General features: G+C 37.0%; 17 protein-coding genes. 5 read left to right on the top strand and 12 right to left on the bottom strand.

The annotated features are described in order from the left end of the window. Positions 1-69: 69 nt before the first annotated feature. The 9 genes from IGL28_RS12820 to IGL28_RS12860 form a co-directional block, all read right to left on the bottom strand. Positions 70-363, bottom strand: coding sequence for a WXG100 family type VII secretion target (locus tag IGL28_RS12820; RefSeq protein WP_010720654.1), 294 nt, complete (start codon positions 361-363; stop codon positions 70-72). Between the two features lie 260 nt (positions 364-623). Further along, positions 624-1493 (bottom strand): phytoene/squalene synthase family protein, encoded by an 870-nt coding sequence (locus IGL28_RS12825; protein ID WP_010737250.1) that lies wholly within the window; start codon positions 1491-1493, stop codon positions 624-626. Beyond that, complete coding sequence (locus tag IGL28_RS12830) at positions 1480-2970, bottom strand: phytoene desaturase family protein (RefSeq protein WP_081128961.1); 1491 nt, start codon at positions 2968-2970, stop codon at positions 1480-1482. The genes IGL28_RS12825 and IGL28_RS12830 overlap by 14 nt, the downstream gene beginning before the upstream one ends. Positions 2971-3375: 405 nt before the next feature. Next, positions 3376-4338, bottom strand: coding sequence for a tRNA dihydrouridine synthase (locus IGL28_RS12835; RefSeq protein ID WP_010720657.1), 963 nt, complete (start codon positions 4336-4338; stop codon positions 3376-3378). A gap of 116 nt (positions 4339-4454) precedes the next feature. Continuing rightward, complete coding sequence (locus IGL28_RS12840; protein ID WP_081128962.1) at positions 4455-4973, bottom strand: GNAT family N-acetyltransferase; 519 nt, start codon at positions 4971-4973, stop codon at positions 4455-4457. Between the two features lie 260 nt (positions 4974-5233). Next, positions 5234-6004, bottom strand: coding sequence for an ABC transporter permease (locus IGL28_RS12845; protein WP_010720659.1), 771 nt, complete (start codon positions 6002-6004; stop codon positions 5234-5236). Then, entirely contained in the window at positions 5997-6932 is a 936-nt protein-coding gene (locus IGL28_RS12850) for an ABC transporter ATP-binding protein (protein WP_081128991.1), read from the bottom strand. The genes IGL28_RS12845 and IGL28_RS12850 overlap by 8 nt, the downstream gene beginning before the upstream one ends. A gap of 131 nt (positions 6933-7063) precedes the next feature. Next, positions 7064-7243, bottom strand: coding sequence for a hypothetical protein (locus IGL28_RS12855; RefSeq protein ID WP_053765963.1), 180 nt, complete (start codon positions 7241-7243; stop codon positions 7064-7066). Continuing rightward, the gene (locus IGL28_RS12860; protein ID WP_081128964.1) at positions 7236-8885 is read right to left on the bottom strand and encodes a MutS-related protein; all 1650 of its coding nucleotides are present in this window, start codon (positions 8883-8885) and stop codon (positions 7236-7238) included. Before IGL28_RS12860 ends, IGL28_RS12855 begins: the two co-directional genes overlap by 8 nt. A 251-nt stretch (positions 8886-9136) precedes the next feature. On the opposite strand from IGL28_RS12860, the gene IGL28_RS12865 reads away from it, so the two are divergent. Next, on the top strand, positions 9137-9505 hold the full coding sequence (locus IGL28_RS12865) for a hypothetical protein (protein WP_063627656.1): 369 nt from the start codon (positions 9137-9139) through the stop codon (positions 9503-9505). 122 nt (positions 9506-9627) lie between these two features. Here the strand turns inward: IGL28_RS12865 and IGL28_RS12870 are convergent, their stop codons facing one another. Beyond that, on the bottom strand, positions 9628-11061 hold the full coding sequence (locus IGL28_RS12870) for a 6-phospho-beta-glucosidase (protein WP_034866477.1): 1434 nt from the start codon (positions 11059-11061) through the stop codon (positions 9628-9630). Positions 11062-11646: 585 nt separating this feature from the next. Here IGL28_RS12870 and IGL28_RS12875 point away from each other — a divergent pair. From IGL28_RS12875 to IGL28_RS12890, 4 genes are read left to right on the top strand one after another with little or no spacing between them, the layout of a single operon-like run. Continuing rightward, a complete protein-coding gene (locus IGL28_RS12875) occupies positions 11647-12531 on the top strand; it encodes an ABC transporter ATP-binding protein (protein WP_081125499.1) in 885 nt (294 codons plus the stop codon). After that, complete coding sequence (locus tag IGL28_RS12880) at positions 12528-13280, top strand: ABC transporter permease (protein WP_081128965.1); 753 nt, start codon at positions 12528-12530, stop codon at positions 13278-13280. Before IGL28_RS12875 ends, IGL28_RS12880 begins: the two co-directional genes overlap by 4 nt. Next, entirely contained in the window at positions 13277-14392 is a 1116-nt protein-coding gene (locus IGL28_RS12885; RefSeq protein ID WP_034700105.1) for a sensor histidine kinase, read from the top strand. The genes IGL28_RS12880 and IGL28_RS12885 overlap by 4 nt, the downstream gene beginning before the upstream one ends. Then, entirely contained in the window at positions 14385-14990 is a 606-nt protein-coding gene (locus IGL28_RS12890) for a response regulator transcription factor (protein WP_081128967.1), read from the top strand. The genes IGL28_RS12885 and IGL28_RS12890 overlap by 8 nt, the downstream gene beginning before the upstream one ends. Before the next feature lie 250 nt (positions 14991-15240). On the opposite strand, the gene IGL28_RS12895 is transcribed toward IGL28_RS12890, so the two are convergent. Together IGL28_RS12895 and IGL28_RS12900 are read right to left on the bottom strand one after the other, a co-directional pair. Beyond that, on the bottom strand, positions 15241-15756 hold the full coding sequence (locus IGL28_RS12895; protein WP_034700170.1) for a YjbQ family protein: 516 nt from the start codon (positions 15754-15756) through the stop codon (positions 15241-15243). Further along, entirely contained in the window at positions 15753-16448 is a 696-nt protein-coding gene (locus IGL28_RS12900) for a triose-phosphate isomerase (RefSeq protein WP_081128968.1), read from the bottom strand. Before IGL28_RS12900 ends, IGL28_RS12895 begins: the two co-directional genes overlap by 4 nt. Between the last annotated feature and the right edge of the window lie 6 nt (positions 16449-16454).

The following is a 16454-nucleotide window of genomic DNA, read 5'->3' on the forward strand; positions in this document are numbered from 1 at the left end:
AAAAAACAACTGACATTTGCTGTTTTAATGGGTACAAGTCAAACGAAGATTTGTTTTTACTGATAAACGCTATAGCAACCCAAAATTCCGAGCATCTTGACGATCCCGTTCTGAAACGGTATTCGCATAGTTGTTGAGTTGCTCATAAATACTTTCAAATAATTGTGTCATTTGTTTAACGCTACCTTCTAACTGGTGATACTGATCAAGATATGCTTGAAAAGCTTGTCCTTTCCAATTATGAGCAATTTGCTGGTTCATCGTATTTACTTTTCGGATAGCCTCTTGTATTTGGAGCGCTGATTGCTGATAGATCTTCGCTTGTGATTTTAATTGATCAGGCGTAACTGCAATTGGTCCCATTCTTCCATCCTCCTAGCATTTAGTTGGTAAAACTATTACCTTGGTCATGAATAATATACGACAAGTTCTAAAATATTCCGCTAAATCTTTATTTTTATCTGAAAATTTTTCTCGCATAGAAAGACCTATGTAACAAAACAGTGATAAAAAGCCCGACAACCTTTTTGGTCTCGGGCTCATTGCTTTCAATTTTTTCAACTAATGATCGTTTGAAAACAACAATATTGAATTTATATTCGGTTCTTTAATAATCAGACGGTTCAATAGCTTTTGAGATAACTTTTGACCTCTTTTAAAAGCTGTACTTTTCGATAATGACTAACTTTATTCTTATTATCAAATAAAGAATAATGCTGTTTTCTCACGATATTTAATTGCTCACGATAAATAAACGCAGCACTGGCAAGTGCTTGACGACAATCTTCTGTAATAAGAGGAAACATTTCAAATGATTCTTCATATAAGTTTTCAGCCTGCTTAGCCAGTGATTCCCATAAAGCGACTAATTGTGTTTGGGCTTGCTTTTCTTTTAACATGGTAGTTGCCACCCCAAATCTAGTCATGTCTTCTTTTGTCAGGTAGATTCGCCCCATTTGATAATCTTCTCCAACATCTCGTAAAATATTCGTTAACTGCATCGCTTCTCCTAATTTTTTAGCTGGTACAACGATGTCAGCTGGGCGCTCAGTTAAAAGCGGAAGCAACATCAAACCTACACTACCTGCAACGTAATAACAATATTCTTCAAGATCTTTTCTTGTTTCTGGTTGCTTAAAATCAGCATCTTTTCGTTGACCAGTCAGCATATCAAAAAAAGGAGCGGTTACCATGGGGAAATTGTCAAAGACCACTGATAGCGCACGCCAGACTGGATCGTTGGGAACCTTTCCCTCATTAAAATCTAGCAATTGCCGTTCTAACTGTCTCAATCCCGCTTGATTGTTGTCGCGATCAATCAAATCATCTGCACGTCGGCAAAACGCATACACGGCATAGACACTTTGAGCTTTTCGTTTAGGCAACTGTGAGAAAGCCAGGTAAAACGATTTTGAATTTTTCTTGATGATTGATTCACAATAGGCAAAATCTTTTTGGTATTCTTGAAAAGGATCATTGTTAATGGTTATCATCTCTCAACAGCTCCTCTACCGCTAATTTTGCGCTTTGCATAACAATTGGTACCCCTGCGCCAGGATGGGTACTACTCCCACAAAAATATAAATTTTCTGCTGCAGAAAATTTGTTATGCGGGCGGTAATAATTACTTTGTTTCAATGTCGGTTTTAAGCCAAAAGTCGCTCCATTATAAGCATTGAAACGTTCAGAAAAATCTTTGGGCGTGATCAATGTTTCGGATACGATATGCTCATCGATATCCTTAAAAATCGTCTTTTCTTTGAGCAATCGGATGATTTTTTGGCGATAGGCTTGCATCGTTTGTTCCGTCCACTTCTCATATTTTGACAATTCTGGCACTGGTACTAAGACATATAAGCCTTCCTGACCCTCAGGTGCAAGCGAATCATCCATCAATGACGGTCGGTACAAATAAAAAGATGGATCATCTGGTAACTTTCCTCGTTCAAAGAGATCATCAACATTTTGTTTAAAGTCTTCTGCAAAATAAATACTATGCAAGTGTTCCTCTGGGTATTTCTTGTCTAAGCCAAGATACATCAAAAAACAAGAACATGAATATTCAAATTTAGCGATTTTTTTATTTGTATACTTTCCCCGTTTTCTTTCATCAGGAATTAATTCCTTCATCGCATAAGGAAAATCAGCGCCACATACAATAGCATCAGCCATCACTTGTTCTGTCCCGATTCGGATCCCTTTAGCAATCTTATTGTCAATTAGGATTTCATCTACTGATGTTTCGTAAACGATCTTTCCACCTAATTCTTCAAACAATCGAGCCAATGAAGTCGCTAACGTATACATTCCACCTTCAATAAAATAAACACCATAAAATAATTCGATCATTGGAATAATCGTATATAAAGAGGGTCCTTGATAAGGCGATACCCCAATATAAAGTGTTTGAAAAGCCAATGATTTACGCAAACGGTCATCCTTCACAAATTTAGAAATAGACGTATACGCATCGCTGAATGTCCGCAAGCGGATCCCTGCCCATAATGATTTAGGATTATAAAAATCCCAAAAACCACGAAATGATTTCGTGATAAAGGCTTCTTTTGCAATCGTATATCGCTGATAGATATCTGCTAAAAATGCGAAATAACCTTGTGTATCTTCTGGCGAAATGTTTTCCAACGTCTTTGTCAATTCAATTAAATCATTGGAAAACTCGATTGGTTCCTCTTTGTTGAAATACAGTTTTAACATTGGATCAACTTTTTTCATTGGAATGTAGTCATCGGGGTCTTTCCCACAAAATTCAAATACTTCCCGATAAATTTCTGGCATCATCACAATCGTTGGTCCTAAATCAAAGGTAAATCCTGCCGTTTTGATTTGATTCATTTTCCCGCCAACTTGACGATCTTTTTCGTACAGTGTGACTTCATATCCTAGCTTTTGCAACCGAACTGCGGCACTTAATCCAGCTACTCCCGCCCCAATGACAATAATTTTTTTCATGGGATCACCTACTTACCTTTTTTATCACTTGATAAATTTAATGATAACGCAAAATTTATCAAGTGATAAACTAATATGCTCAAAGAGGTTGAGACAAAAGTGTTTAGCATCAAGAAATAAGAAGGAATTTCCGAAAATTGACAAGAAACACAAAAACTAGTTTTTGATGTTGATTGTTACCTACTTGGTGCTTCTCAAATTTTTGGTAAATTTCAGCTTATTTCCGAAGATGCTACTTTTGTCTCATTTGCCATTCAATTTTCTCATTAAATAACTACTTTTACAAAAAAAAGCCCAATGATCACGAAAATTCATTCGGATCATTCGGCATTTTATCTACCTCTGATTTCTTTTATAAGATTCAAAAATACAAACAGAATACAGTATTCTTGAAATTTTCATCGGTTACTCTTGATTAGAAAAAGCATTTAAAAGCGCTCTGACTTCGTCGGTCGATTTAGTATTCATTAATTGAACACGTAAGTCACTTGCGCCCGGAAATCCTTTGACATAGATTTTAAAGAAACGATGTAGCCCAGTCATTGAACGGGGGATTTCTTTGGCATATTGGTCTTGGAGATCTAATTGCAGACGTAAAAGATCAATCAATTCAGTTGCTGAATGTTCCCTTGGTTCTTTTTCAAAAGCAAAAGGATTTTTAAAGATCCCACGACCGATCATAATCCCGTCTACACCATATTTTTCAACTAATTCCAAGCCCGTTTGCCGATCAGGAATGTCGCCATTGATCGTAAGCAACGTTTGTGGCGCAAGTTGATCTCTTAATGCTACGATTTGAGGGATCAACTCCCAATGAGCATCTACTTTACTCATTTCTTTTCTCGTACGTAAATGAACAGAAAGATTGGCGATATCTTGTTTCAATAAATGACTCAACCAACCTTCCAACTCTTCTTGTTCTGTATAGCCGATTCTTGTCTTGACGCTTACAGGTAATCCTCCTGCTTTCGCTGCTTCGATCAGTTCCGCTGCAACTTCCGGACGAAGAATCAAGCCACTCCCTTTCCCACGTTCAGCAACGTTAGGAACCGGACATCCCATATTCAAATCGATCCCTTTAAAACCCATTTCTGCTAGTTCGATACTCATTTGTCTAAAAAATTCTGGTTTATCACCCCAGATATGAGCAACCATCGGCTGTTCATCTTCGGTAAATGTCAAGCGACCTCTGACACTTTCTTTACCATCAGGATGGCAGAAACTATCGGAATTTGTAAATTCTGTAAAAAACACATCGGGCGCTCCTGCCGCCTGCACAACATGTCGAAACACCACATCTGTGACATCCTCCATTGGTGCTAATATAAAAAAGGGCTTCGGTAATTCTGCCCAAAAATTTTCTTTCACTGATAACTCTCCATTTCATTGTAGTTTCGCCATGTAATACTCTTCGTTCACTATTCTAAAAAACAGAGTCATTATACTAGGAATCAACAAAAGAAGCAAAACCACTGCTTCCTTTACTAAAGCAATTTTTGATACGCCAATCGTTCATTGTCTATCTCATCGTCAACATAGACGATACCACGTAACTCAAACCCACAATGAGCCATGATACGTTGCATACTAGTATTCTTTTTGTGCGTATCAACTCTTACTTGTGCCATTCCTAAGGCCTTTGTTTCTGCTTCTGCATACTCAACGAGTCGGTAAGCCAGCTTTTGTCCGCGAAATGCATCAGCTAGTGCAATGCGATGGATTGTTGTATAGGGCGCATCAGCTTTTTCCCAACTTCCTTCAAAGATTTCTTGATAATTTTTATCAGGTGTTTTTTGTAAGGCTAATGTTCCAGCAATGATTCCATCGACTACCAAAACATAAGACCATGTTTTTTCGATATCTTGCCTGATCGTTTCTTCATTTGGATAACCATTTTGCCATTGCGGACTATCAGCGGAAGCTAACAACCGTTTTGCTTCATTAATGATTTTCATGACGGCTGGCACATCAGCTAACGTCGTTTCGCGAAATTCAATTGTCATTCCATATCCCCTTTTTATTTTTCTATACTAGATAAAACACTAAAAACTAAAGTTTAGTTATCATTTTAACATATTATATTTAGTTAATTTAAGAGTAGATCGTCTAAATTTGTATGAGGAAGTCCTTTAATCGAACAAAAAAAGTCTAGGATAAGCATCTATCCTAGACTCAACTATTTCTTGTCTATTACCAAAAATTTGATCAAGTCAATCCGTTTCTGTAGAAAATAGAATAAGTTTTTTTGATCATTCCACAAACTCTAGCTTCTTAACCCTCTACCTTTATTGATTAAATACCAGCATAGTGAATAAAGCACTAAACTAAATAACACAAGAATCGTGATCGAAACCATGATGGGTACATCTGTCGTTCCAAGGAACCCATAACGAAATCCTGAAATCATGTAAACGATCGGATTAACTTTAGAAATTGCCTGCCAGATTGGTGGCAACATAGAGATCGAATAAAAGACACCACCGAGGTATGTCAATGGCTGAAGGACAAAGGTCGGCACGATCGACACATCATCATACGACTGTGCGAAAATACCATTGATCAAACCCGCTAGTGAAAATAAAATCGAGGTCATCAGCAAAGTAACAATCACGATGCCCCAAGAGAAGACATTTAGCGGAACGAAGAATAGCGAAATCATCGTTACCAACGCCCCGACCAAGATACTACGTCCCAGTCCACCAATCACAAATCCCCAAATAATCACATGTGTGGGAACGGGCGCAACTAAAATTTCTTCAATATTTTTCTGGAATTTTTGAGAAAAAAATGAGGACGAAACATTGGAATAAGAACTAGTGATAACGGACATCATGATCAACCCTGGAACAATAAATTCCATGTAGGAAAATCCACCCATATCACCAATACGTCCGCCAATCATTTTCCCAAAGATCACAAAATAAAGTGAGGTGGTAATCACTGGTGGAACCAGTGTTTGGACCCAAATCCGCAAGTAGCGATTGGTTTCCTTGATGGCTAAACTTTTTAAAGCTGTAAAATAAAGACTAAACATTTTTTTCCTCCACATGACCATTTTCTTCCGTGATTTTCAAGAATAATTCTTCTAAGCGATTCGATTTATTTCTCATCGAAAGCACTTTTATCCCTTGTTCACTTAATTGATCAAAGATTCCGTTGACCCCTTGATCCCGTTCTACTTCAACAGCAAGGGTCCGATCATCTTCAAACGTACTAGTGTACCCTTGTAGAACTGGCGCTTGTTCATACGGTGCTAAGTCAAAAATAAACGTTTCAAATTGTAATTTAGAAAGTAATGATTTCATACTTGTATTTTCAATCAATTCACCTGATTGGATAATCCCGATATTCCGACACAACATTTCGGCTTCTTCCAAATAATGAGTCGTTAGAATAATCGTGGTACCTTGTTCATTTAATTCTCGCAAGAACTCCCACATTTCACGTCTTAGTTCAATATCTACACCTGCAGTAGGTTCATCTAAAATCAATAGTTTCGGTTCATGCATCAATGCTCTAGCAATCATCAGTCGCCGTTTCATCCCACCAGAAAGCATGCGTGCACGAACATTTCTTTTTTCCCATAGATTGGATTGCTTAAGGTATTTTTCACTACGCTTGATTGCTTCTTGTCGTGAAACACCATAATATCCTGCTTGATTCACTACGATCTGTTGAACTGTTTCAAAAGGATTAAAATTGAATTCTTGCGGTACTAATCCGATTTGTTGTTTGGCACGAACCAAATCAGTATCCAAGTCATAACCAAACACTTTTACTTCACCAGAAGTTTTATTCACAAGTGAAGTGATGATCCCAATTGTCGTAGATTTCCCCGCACCATTAGGACCAAGCAAGGCATAAAAATCGCCCTCTTCCACCGTTAAATCAATCCCTCGCAACGCTTCAACTCCCGTTGCGTATACTTTTTTTAAATTCTTTATTTCAAGAGCCTGTGTCATTTTTTTAACGATCTCCTTTTTTCCATCTGATTCTCTATTGTAACATGGAATGATTGAAAGAAAATGAATAAAGTTTTCAAAATAAAAATAGAATTTTATGTATTCGAGCATCCAATATAAAATCAATCATTTCATCTTCTTTCGATCAGTTGTTCTACTAAAATAAATCGAATCCTTTTATCCATGTCCAAAAAGGAAGAAAGCATGATTTCTCCATCAGGAAAAGGTACGCTTTCTTCCTTTTTTGCTTTAAAATGAGTTTGCGACAGACCATTCAAGCCTGACATATTAAGTCCGTACGTTTTAGTCAAAAATCTCCCATTTTCGATGTTGATCAAAAAATGTTGCTGCTTCTTTTGCATCCGCAACTAGTTTTTCCGGATAATTTAAGACTTTCAATAATGCAATCGCATTTCTGGTTTTTGCTGGACCTTGCTTTAATTTAAAATCAAAACTGATTCCTTTTTCTGCTGTGACCTGTTCCTCAAAATGGACATTCTCACATTCATTTTTCAAGATCTCAGTCAATTCAATATCGTGAGTTGCCACAAAAGCTAGTGAAGGGTAATCTGCCAACCATCTTACTACTGCTGCAGAAGAAGCAATCCGTTCGATCGTATTGGTTCCCTTTAAAATCTCATCCACAAAACAATAACATCTTTCCCCTTTTTCCACTTGATCTAGTAGACGTTTAATCGATTTGATTTCTGAAACAAAATAACTATCTCCTGCAAACAAGTCATCTTCGATCGCCATAGAAGTCAGTACGTGACCGTGCTGCAAGGTAAACTTTTCTGCGAGGGCTGTTTGGATCGTCTGTGCTAAGATACAATTGATCGCAATACTTTTCACATAAGTAGATTTACCTGAAGCATTCGAGCCCGTCACTAAAATGTTCTGATGCCAATCTACCGGGTTCACTACCGCTTCTTTCAAGAGAGGATGATAGAGGTCTTCTGCCTCTACGCCATTATCCGTAAATTCTGGCTGACAGGTAATAGGCATGTAGGTACGGTAGTTGAGAACTGCAGCCGCTACTTCCATTTCTCCCAATAATTCCCAAACCTTCATTGCCTCTTTCGTTTTTTTCTCTAACCTGCTAATAACAAAGTGATAAGAAATAAACGGCAACATGAACATCATATTGACATAATCAAATAAAATTTCTGCTTCCGACCCACTTTTAACTCGAAAGGAAAACCCAAATTTAGGAATATCTTTTAATGGTTTAACATTTTGCCGTAATTCACCTTGAACCGGTGTAGCAATCTTTGCTACTTGATTCGCTGTTGAGATCGTTGAGACTAGGTAACCCATACTATTAATCTCAGTTTCTAATGTCTGTTTCTTGACTTGATAATAAAGTGTGTTAAAAATCAAACTACCAATCGCTAGATAGATACCTAAGACTTGTCCAAATAATAATAAAATTAAACCAATGATCGGTAAGAGACCTAAAAAAGTATAAAAGCCGACATGTCCGATCTGTTTACTTTGGCCATCCGCTAAATATTGCTTCGTAAAATTACCATCTTTTTTCCCTAGTCGTGCAAATTGATATTGGATTTTTTCTCTTGTTTGAGGGTTTTCTTGGTAAAAAGCAATTAACTTTTCTAATCGCTGATCTTTTCCAAAGTTAAAGCTCCTCAGCCGTTGATATAAAGCTTCTGAACCAATACTAGAGTATGTCAGGTTGATGCCTTCAAAAACTTCAAACATATCCAAATCGTACCACGTCAAGTCATCCACTTCACTTGACCATGAACGAAATTCTTTTTCTGTGAGCCACGCTTCCTTTAAACTTTTTTCTTTATCAAATCGAGGTTGATAAGGCACTCTTCCCCATTTCTGATGGACACTTTCTTTTAATTTTCGACGCGCATTGAAATCTAGAGCAATGAGCAAAACGATCACGCCACAAATCAATAGCACAATAAATGTTTTTTGATCCATACATTTTTCTCCTATTCTGTTTTCCATTGGATAAAGTATAGCATTGTTTGACACCTTTTATGAGCTGAATAATGAAAGTTCAACATAAAATAGCTGTTTATTCATATTTATTCAATTTATTCACTATGTAGCTATATGAAATGAAATTAAAAGAAAAAGCACACTTATTTCCACTAACTTAAAATAGCGCTTACAAAATAATTGTCGTATACTAGAGATAACGAATAGGTGAAACGAAAGGAAGAAAACAAATGGCTACTACTTCGATGAACAATCCTCAAAAACATGCGGAACAAAAAATGAAAACTATTGTCATTTTTGATCTGTCTTTTAATTTTATTTCTACCAATGGTAGTTTGCAAACCCAGTTCTTAGAAATGAAATTAGCGAAGTTTTTAAGAGAAAAAAATCAACCTTGGGCTCTTAAAATATATGAAGCAAGTCAGATAGACGAACACGCCTCGGAAGCAGATATTATTTTACTAACCCCAACGTTTGCCTATGCCAAAGAAGAAATTGAAAAGAAATTCCCTCAGATACCAGTGATAGCTATTTCTAAAGCAGAGTACGGAACAATGGATCTGGATCACTTATGGGAAAAAATAAAAACGGTTCTATAAATAAGGTTGGTCAACTTGCATAAACTTTTTACTCTCTTTCAATTTAATACAAATAAATAGTAAATCAGCTGATTTGAAAACAACCAGCTGATTTTTTGTGGTCTATTTACATGTTTGCTCGTCTAAAGCTCTGTTCCATTAGAGGTTGTTACCCGCTTATACCAATCATAGGAGTCTTTTTTATACCTTTCTAGCGTACCAGAACCATCATTGTTCCGATCAACATAGATAAAACCGTAACGCTTTTTCATCTCCCCTGTTGTAAATGACACGCAATCAATACAACCCCACGGCGTGTAACCCAAAAGCACGACACCATCTTCATTGATCGCCTTTTCCATCTCTTGGATATGACTACGTAAATATTCGATACGGTAAGGATCATGAATCGTGTGATCCGCCTCCAAAACATCAATGGCACCAAACCCATTTTCAACAATAAATAATGGGAGTTCATAACGCTCATAAAAAGCATTCAATGAATAACGGAGACCTTCTGGATCGATCGCCCACCCCCAGTCGGATTCCTTAATAAATGGATTCGTTACGGAGTACGTACTTCCACCACTAACATTCGTTGAAACATCTTGATGGACTTGCGAATCGACCGTATTACTCATGTAGTATGAAAAACCGATATAATCCACTGTACCTTCAGCGAGTGCTTGTCGATCTGCTTCTGTTATATCGATCTGGTACCCTTTACGCTCAAACATTTTAAGGGCATAATTTGGATAGTGTCCACGAACTTGTACATCACAGAAGAACCAACGATCATGCATCATCTGTTGCGCTAAGATTTGATCCGCTGGTCGAGAAGAAAATGGATAAATAGGAACCATCGCAATCATATTCCCAATCTCAAAATCTGGATTAATTGATTTTCCTAGTTTAACCGCCTTAGCAGAAGCAACTAACGTATGATGGCCACAAATGTACATCGCTTCTTCTGGATTTTCATAATCGCCAAAATGAACCCCTGAGTTGGTCCAACCAAAAATATCATTTGAATAGTTCATTTGGTTGTTGATCTCGTTGAATGTCATCCAGTATTTCACCTTATTTTGATAGCGCTCAAATACCACTTCTGCAAACTTAAGAAAGAAATCGATCGTTTGACGATTCATAAATCCACCATATTCTTTGGCAATATGATAGGGCATTTCAAAATGGGACAATGTAATAACCGGTTCAATCCCATATTTCAACAGCTCGTCAAAGACATCATCATAAAATTGAAGACCTTCTTCATTAGGTTCCAGCTCATCTCCATTTGGAAAAATACGTGACCAAGCAATCGATGTACGAAAACATTTGAACCCAAGATCAGCAAACAGTGCAATATCTTCTTTATAGCGATGGTAAAAATCAATCCCTACATGATTGGGATAATAATTACCTTCCACAACTCCATCTGTAATTACTCGAGGTACACCATGTGAGCCAGCTGTCATCACGTCAGCCACCGAAAGCCCTTTTGACGTTCCAATTACACCACCTTCAAATTGATGGGCTGCTAATGCACCGCCCCATAAAAAATTCTCTGGAAAAGCCATCCTATCCGCTCCTTTTTCATCTCAAATTTATTTCAATTGCTTTAGTAAACGAAGTTAGAACACCACCAAATGCACACTTGTCAGGAAAAACTTTAGTGACAAGCGCATCAGGTATCGTTTTCCAATCAATGATATCAACGAAAGTATACTCCAAGCATCTAAGTATCTTTCTTGAATCAAAAATACAAACGCTTTCAATTGGTTGTAAGAGGAAAATGAATGAAACATGTTCGTCATTTATTATACCGTAGAACGTCTGATAAAAGTAATTTACGTGCCCCATGAATCACAAACTTCCGAAAAAAATCAGTTGGTTGCCAAGTAACAAAAGTCCTCCCCCACATCAAAATTAGCGAAATTTAATAGTAGATATAAGTGAAAAGAGTTTCCATAATGAACAATCAACAAGGTAGTTTAGCTTTTCTCCACTTCTTTAATTAATAATAACAACTTTTTGACTATTCAGTCAGCAGTCTACATTTCTGTGTTCTTTAGACATGACAATTGTCATGTCCAACTGATGACATCCATGACTGTTTTACAACTCAAAAAATAGCTAAGATAACATCAGCAGGAGGAAAGAATATGAATCCAATAATCGATGTACAAAACTTATCGAAGGTGTATAACCGGACAACCGTTTTAGATAATATCTCATTTCAGATTGCACCCGGAGAGACTGTCGCACTATTAGGAGAAAATGGTGCAGGAAAATCCACTCTGATCAATCTACTTAACCAATTGATTCAACCAAATTCAGGGACTACTTATGTGATGGGAACCCAAGATATCAGGAAAGTCCGTGACAAAGTCGGTGTAATGTTGCAACAAAACTTGTCACTCGAACGAGTCACCGTCAAAGAGTGTTTAAATCTTGCTCGTAGTTACTATCACAACCCATTATCTTATGAAGCCTTGATTCGCTTAGCCAACTTAAAAGAAAAGGAGAAGTGTTACTTAGATCAATTGTCTGGCGGACAAAAACGTCGGTTGACTTTTGCAACAACTATGGCAGGAAACCCTCAACTAATTTTTTTAGATGAGCCGACTGCTGGAATGGATAGTAATAGTCGACAATCATTCTGGGAAAGTATTGACCGTTTGAAGCAAAATGGAAAGACTTTTTTTATCACTAACCATTATCTGGAGGAACTAGATCAGATTGCAGATCGAATCCTTATTTTAAAAGATACTAGGTTAGTATACGATGGTACCTTGAAATCATTGCGGAAAAAAAGTGGTCATATAACCATCCAATTTACCACTCCATTACCAAAAGAAACATTCACATCCATTTCAGCTGTTAAAGAATGTTTAAAAACTAATCAGCAGCTTCAATTAATAACTGATGAGCCAAACGTAGTGATGGAAGCTTTAATTCCTTATCTTAATCAATTAGACGAATTAGCCATTCAGCAAAATTCGTTGGCTTCTTTATTTCAAAAAGTAATTGGAGGTAGCGGTAAATGAAAAAATTCTTGTTTCAAGTTCAAATCAACTATAAACGCATCGTATTTCGTAACTTGCGCTTCCTCTTATTCAGTATCGCCATGCCAACAGGCTTTTACCTTATATTTACTCAGGTAATAACACAACCAGCAGCTTCGAAAACATGGAATATCGCTTATATGATTAGTATGATGGTGTATAGCTCATTGATTAGTTCTGTTATGACAGTCGCACATACTCTGTTAGAAGATCATACTAGAAAGTTCGATTTATTTGTAGCACTACGTCCAGGTTCAAAATCACAATATTATCTATCGATGTTAATCGTCTTTCTATCGTTAAATATACTTTCGATTTTGGCACTAATAATGACTGGAATTTTAGTAAATCAGCTAACAATTAATTGGTTTCATTTAATAGGTCTTTTATTCCTCGTTCCATTGTTATCATTCCCACTTATATTGATTGGAATGATCATCTCTCTATTAGGTTCAGATAACGTAGTAAATTTGCTTAGTAATCTCATCGTTTTTCCCATGGCAATTTTAAGCGGACTATGGTGGCCACTTAGCATAATGCCCCCATGGGTACAAAAGGTTGGACACTGGCTACCAACTTATCAAACAGCTGTAATTTTAAGAAGATTTATCAATTATCAACGTTTTAATTTTGTTAGTTTTGGGGTACTCTTAGTTTGGACGATTATTTTATTCGTACTGTTCAAAGTAGTCGTCTTTTTTCAAAGTAAAAGTGAGGTTTCTACCATATGAGTTTTTTCGAAAAGCACATATTTTTCCCAAAACGATTCGGCATTGCACCTTATTTCTGGTTAGTATTTTTAATACCGACGATCTATTCATTGTTCCCCCTTAATTCTTGGTTTGACTGGTTATTTATATTACTTTTAGTTATTTTTTTAAAAGCTTACCGAGATGGCTATGAAGTTCATAAATTTTTAACATGGGACGTTTTCCTTCAATTATTGATTGCCTGCTTATTTGGTATCTTTCAAAAAAATGGATATCTCTTTATTTTCGTTGCCTGGGAGATTGGCTCCCTGCCAGTAACCAAACGTTTATTCTATCATTATTTGACTGGTTATTATGTAAGCGTCATGATTAGTCTTGGCGCTATGTTGTGGACCACTCGTTTCACCCATTCATCCAGTTACATTAATGTAGGTATCACTATCATAGCTGCTATTATTACACCACTAGCAGCTAAGTCGGTAGGGGAATCTTATCGGAGGATCTATCGCCTCAACCAACAAAATAAACGTTTAGAAGCAGTTGTGCGCCAAAATGAACGAGATCGTATTGCTCGTGATCTCCATGATCATTTAGGCCAAGCGTTTTCCATCATTTCATTAAAGGCTGAATTAGCGGAGAAATTAATAGCAATTGATTCACGCCAAGCAACCAATGAATTACATGATATTGCTGAGACTTCCCGAAAAAACTTATCATTAGTTCGTGGGATCGTTTCAAATTTACAAGAGCGGACAATTGCCCAAACGATGCTAGAAGAAGAAAAAAATTTAGTTCTTACCAATATTCAGCTTCATTCTGTAGGAGAGGAACTAGCCGAAAAATGGCCGACGAACATTCAACATACAGTATCCGCAGTTATTAAAGAAGCCATCACAAATATGATTCGTCACAGCAAAGCTAGTATTGCGATGATTGATTTTACCGAGAATATAGACACCTATTTTATTACCATTCAAGATAATGGACAAGGATTCACTCAACTAAAATCAACCGGCTATGGAATCAGCGGAATGAAAGAACGGATTCAAACTGAAAAAGGACAGTTGACGATCACTGGAACACAAGGAGTAAAGATTGTCATTTCGTTGCCTAAGGAGAATGAGCATGATTAAATTGTATTTGGCAGAGGATCAACAATTATTGAACACTGCATTAACGATGATTTTGAATCTTGAAACAGATTTTGAAGTTATTGGTTCTGCAACAGATGGTGATACGGCATTATCTGACATCATCAAATTGAAACCAAATATCGTTTTATTAGACATTGAAATGCCTAAGTTGACTGGCTTGGAAATTGCTAAGCAGCTTCGTTTATTAAAACAGGATGTGAGAATTATGGTTCTGACTACCTTTGCGCAAGAACACTATTTTCAGCAAGCTTTACAGAACAATGTCAACGGTTATATGCTAAAAGATAGTCCCAGTGAAGAACTTATTCGTTCGATCCGCTCAATCATGGCGGGTGATACGATTTTTTCACCTGGATTGGTTATTCAATCATTCATTACTCAAAAAAACCCTTTAACCCCAAGAGAGCTTGAAATTTTAACGTTGTTAAAAACCGGTATCAGCACCCAACAAATTGCCCAAACTCTATTTTTAAGTGAGGGAACTGTACGCAACTACATCTCTGCTATTCTAAGCAAAACAGCATCACGTTCACGAATTGAAGCGATAAATTTTGCAATAAAGCAAGGATGGATTTAAATAACAATAAATTAAGATCACTGAGAAGAACGCCTTAAGCAAGGTCTTCCCAATGATCTTATTTACCGATCAGATAACTGGCTATACTTTTTCTAAACTAAATAGTTTTTGTTTCCCTATAGTATTCTCTATGATGAATTTTAGTAGTTTAACCAAAAAAACGGAATGAACTAACTATTATCTTTCGTATTAATTTTTATAGGTGTGATCATTCAATTAGTTTCCCAAATGTTTGTTTCTTATTACTTTTCTATTCACCCATTACTAAAATATGACATTTTCGATTTCTAACACGGTTTTGATCAAAATCAATGAAATAAATCGAGCCGACAGCTCCTGTCATTAATGTTTCCTCTTTGACAATGAAATTTTCACTTGCTCCGAAGAATGATGCTCGGATATGTGCATCTCCATTTAAAATCGTTCCAGCATCACCAGCATAGTCTGGATCATCTAAGGACAGCAAGAAATCAAGATGCTTCGGACCAGGATAACGATAATCGGTATTTTCCGTTAATTCTCGAGGAATGATCCGATCAAGAATCCGATTTAAATCAACCTGCAAAAATTCATCCCCATTAAAATCCAAATCGTGCATGAATTCCTCAAAAATAACTGAACAAGTAGTATGTGGCGACTGAACAAGACAAATGCCATTTTTTATCCCACTTTTTGCCACAATTTCTTTTACTTGTTCGGTAATATTATGATACGTCACTCGCTGTCCATTTGAAGTCAAAACAAGTTGCTCAGTATAAGTTATCATTTTGTCGATTGCTCCTTTTTCCATTTACTTACTTCTTCAATCATCGCTTTCAATGTGTCCACAGGATCTTTGGCACAAACAATCCCGCTGGTTCCACCCGTTGCATCAGCCCCCGAATCAAGTGCTTTGCGAACATCTGCTACCGTTGAAATCCCTGCTGCCTGCAGAACAAAAATTTCAGGATCCATCTTGCGTACAGCTTCATTGGTTTGAATCATATAAGAAATGTCACTTGCTTGACCTGTACCTATTAATTCCGTAGGCTCACAAACCATCACATCAGGTTTCAAGGAAGCTACGAGCTTCGCCTCTTCTAAAGAATTTGCACAAACAATAGTCAATAGACCAAGTTCCTTTGCTCGCTTGACGGCATCGCACAGCTCACTAACCGATAAAGGACGTTCTGCGTGATTAAGAAAGGTCGCTTCTGCTCCAGCCGCTACAACGCCTTCAGGTAAAACGTGTCCCATCCCTCTACCAGGGACTATCCCATCGATATGTTGAACACTCACAATCAACTGCGTTGTCTCTTCCTTAATCAGCCGAACATCAACATGTTGACAAGTAAAAATGATATCGATGTCGTATGCTGCAGCTAATTGATCCGCTGTTTTTGCTAGTTCCAATGCCTGTTCACCATACAAATAAGATTTAGGATTAACCACAAAAAATGGTTTTCTTACTGTTCTCATGAGAAC

This window comes from Enterococcus sp. AZ077, from assembly GCF_051714965.1.
Classification (GTDB): Bacteria; Bacillota; Bacilli; order Lactobacillales; family Enterococcaceae; genus Enterococcus_B; species Enterococcus_B hirae.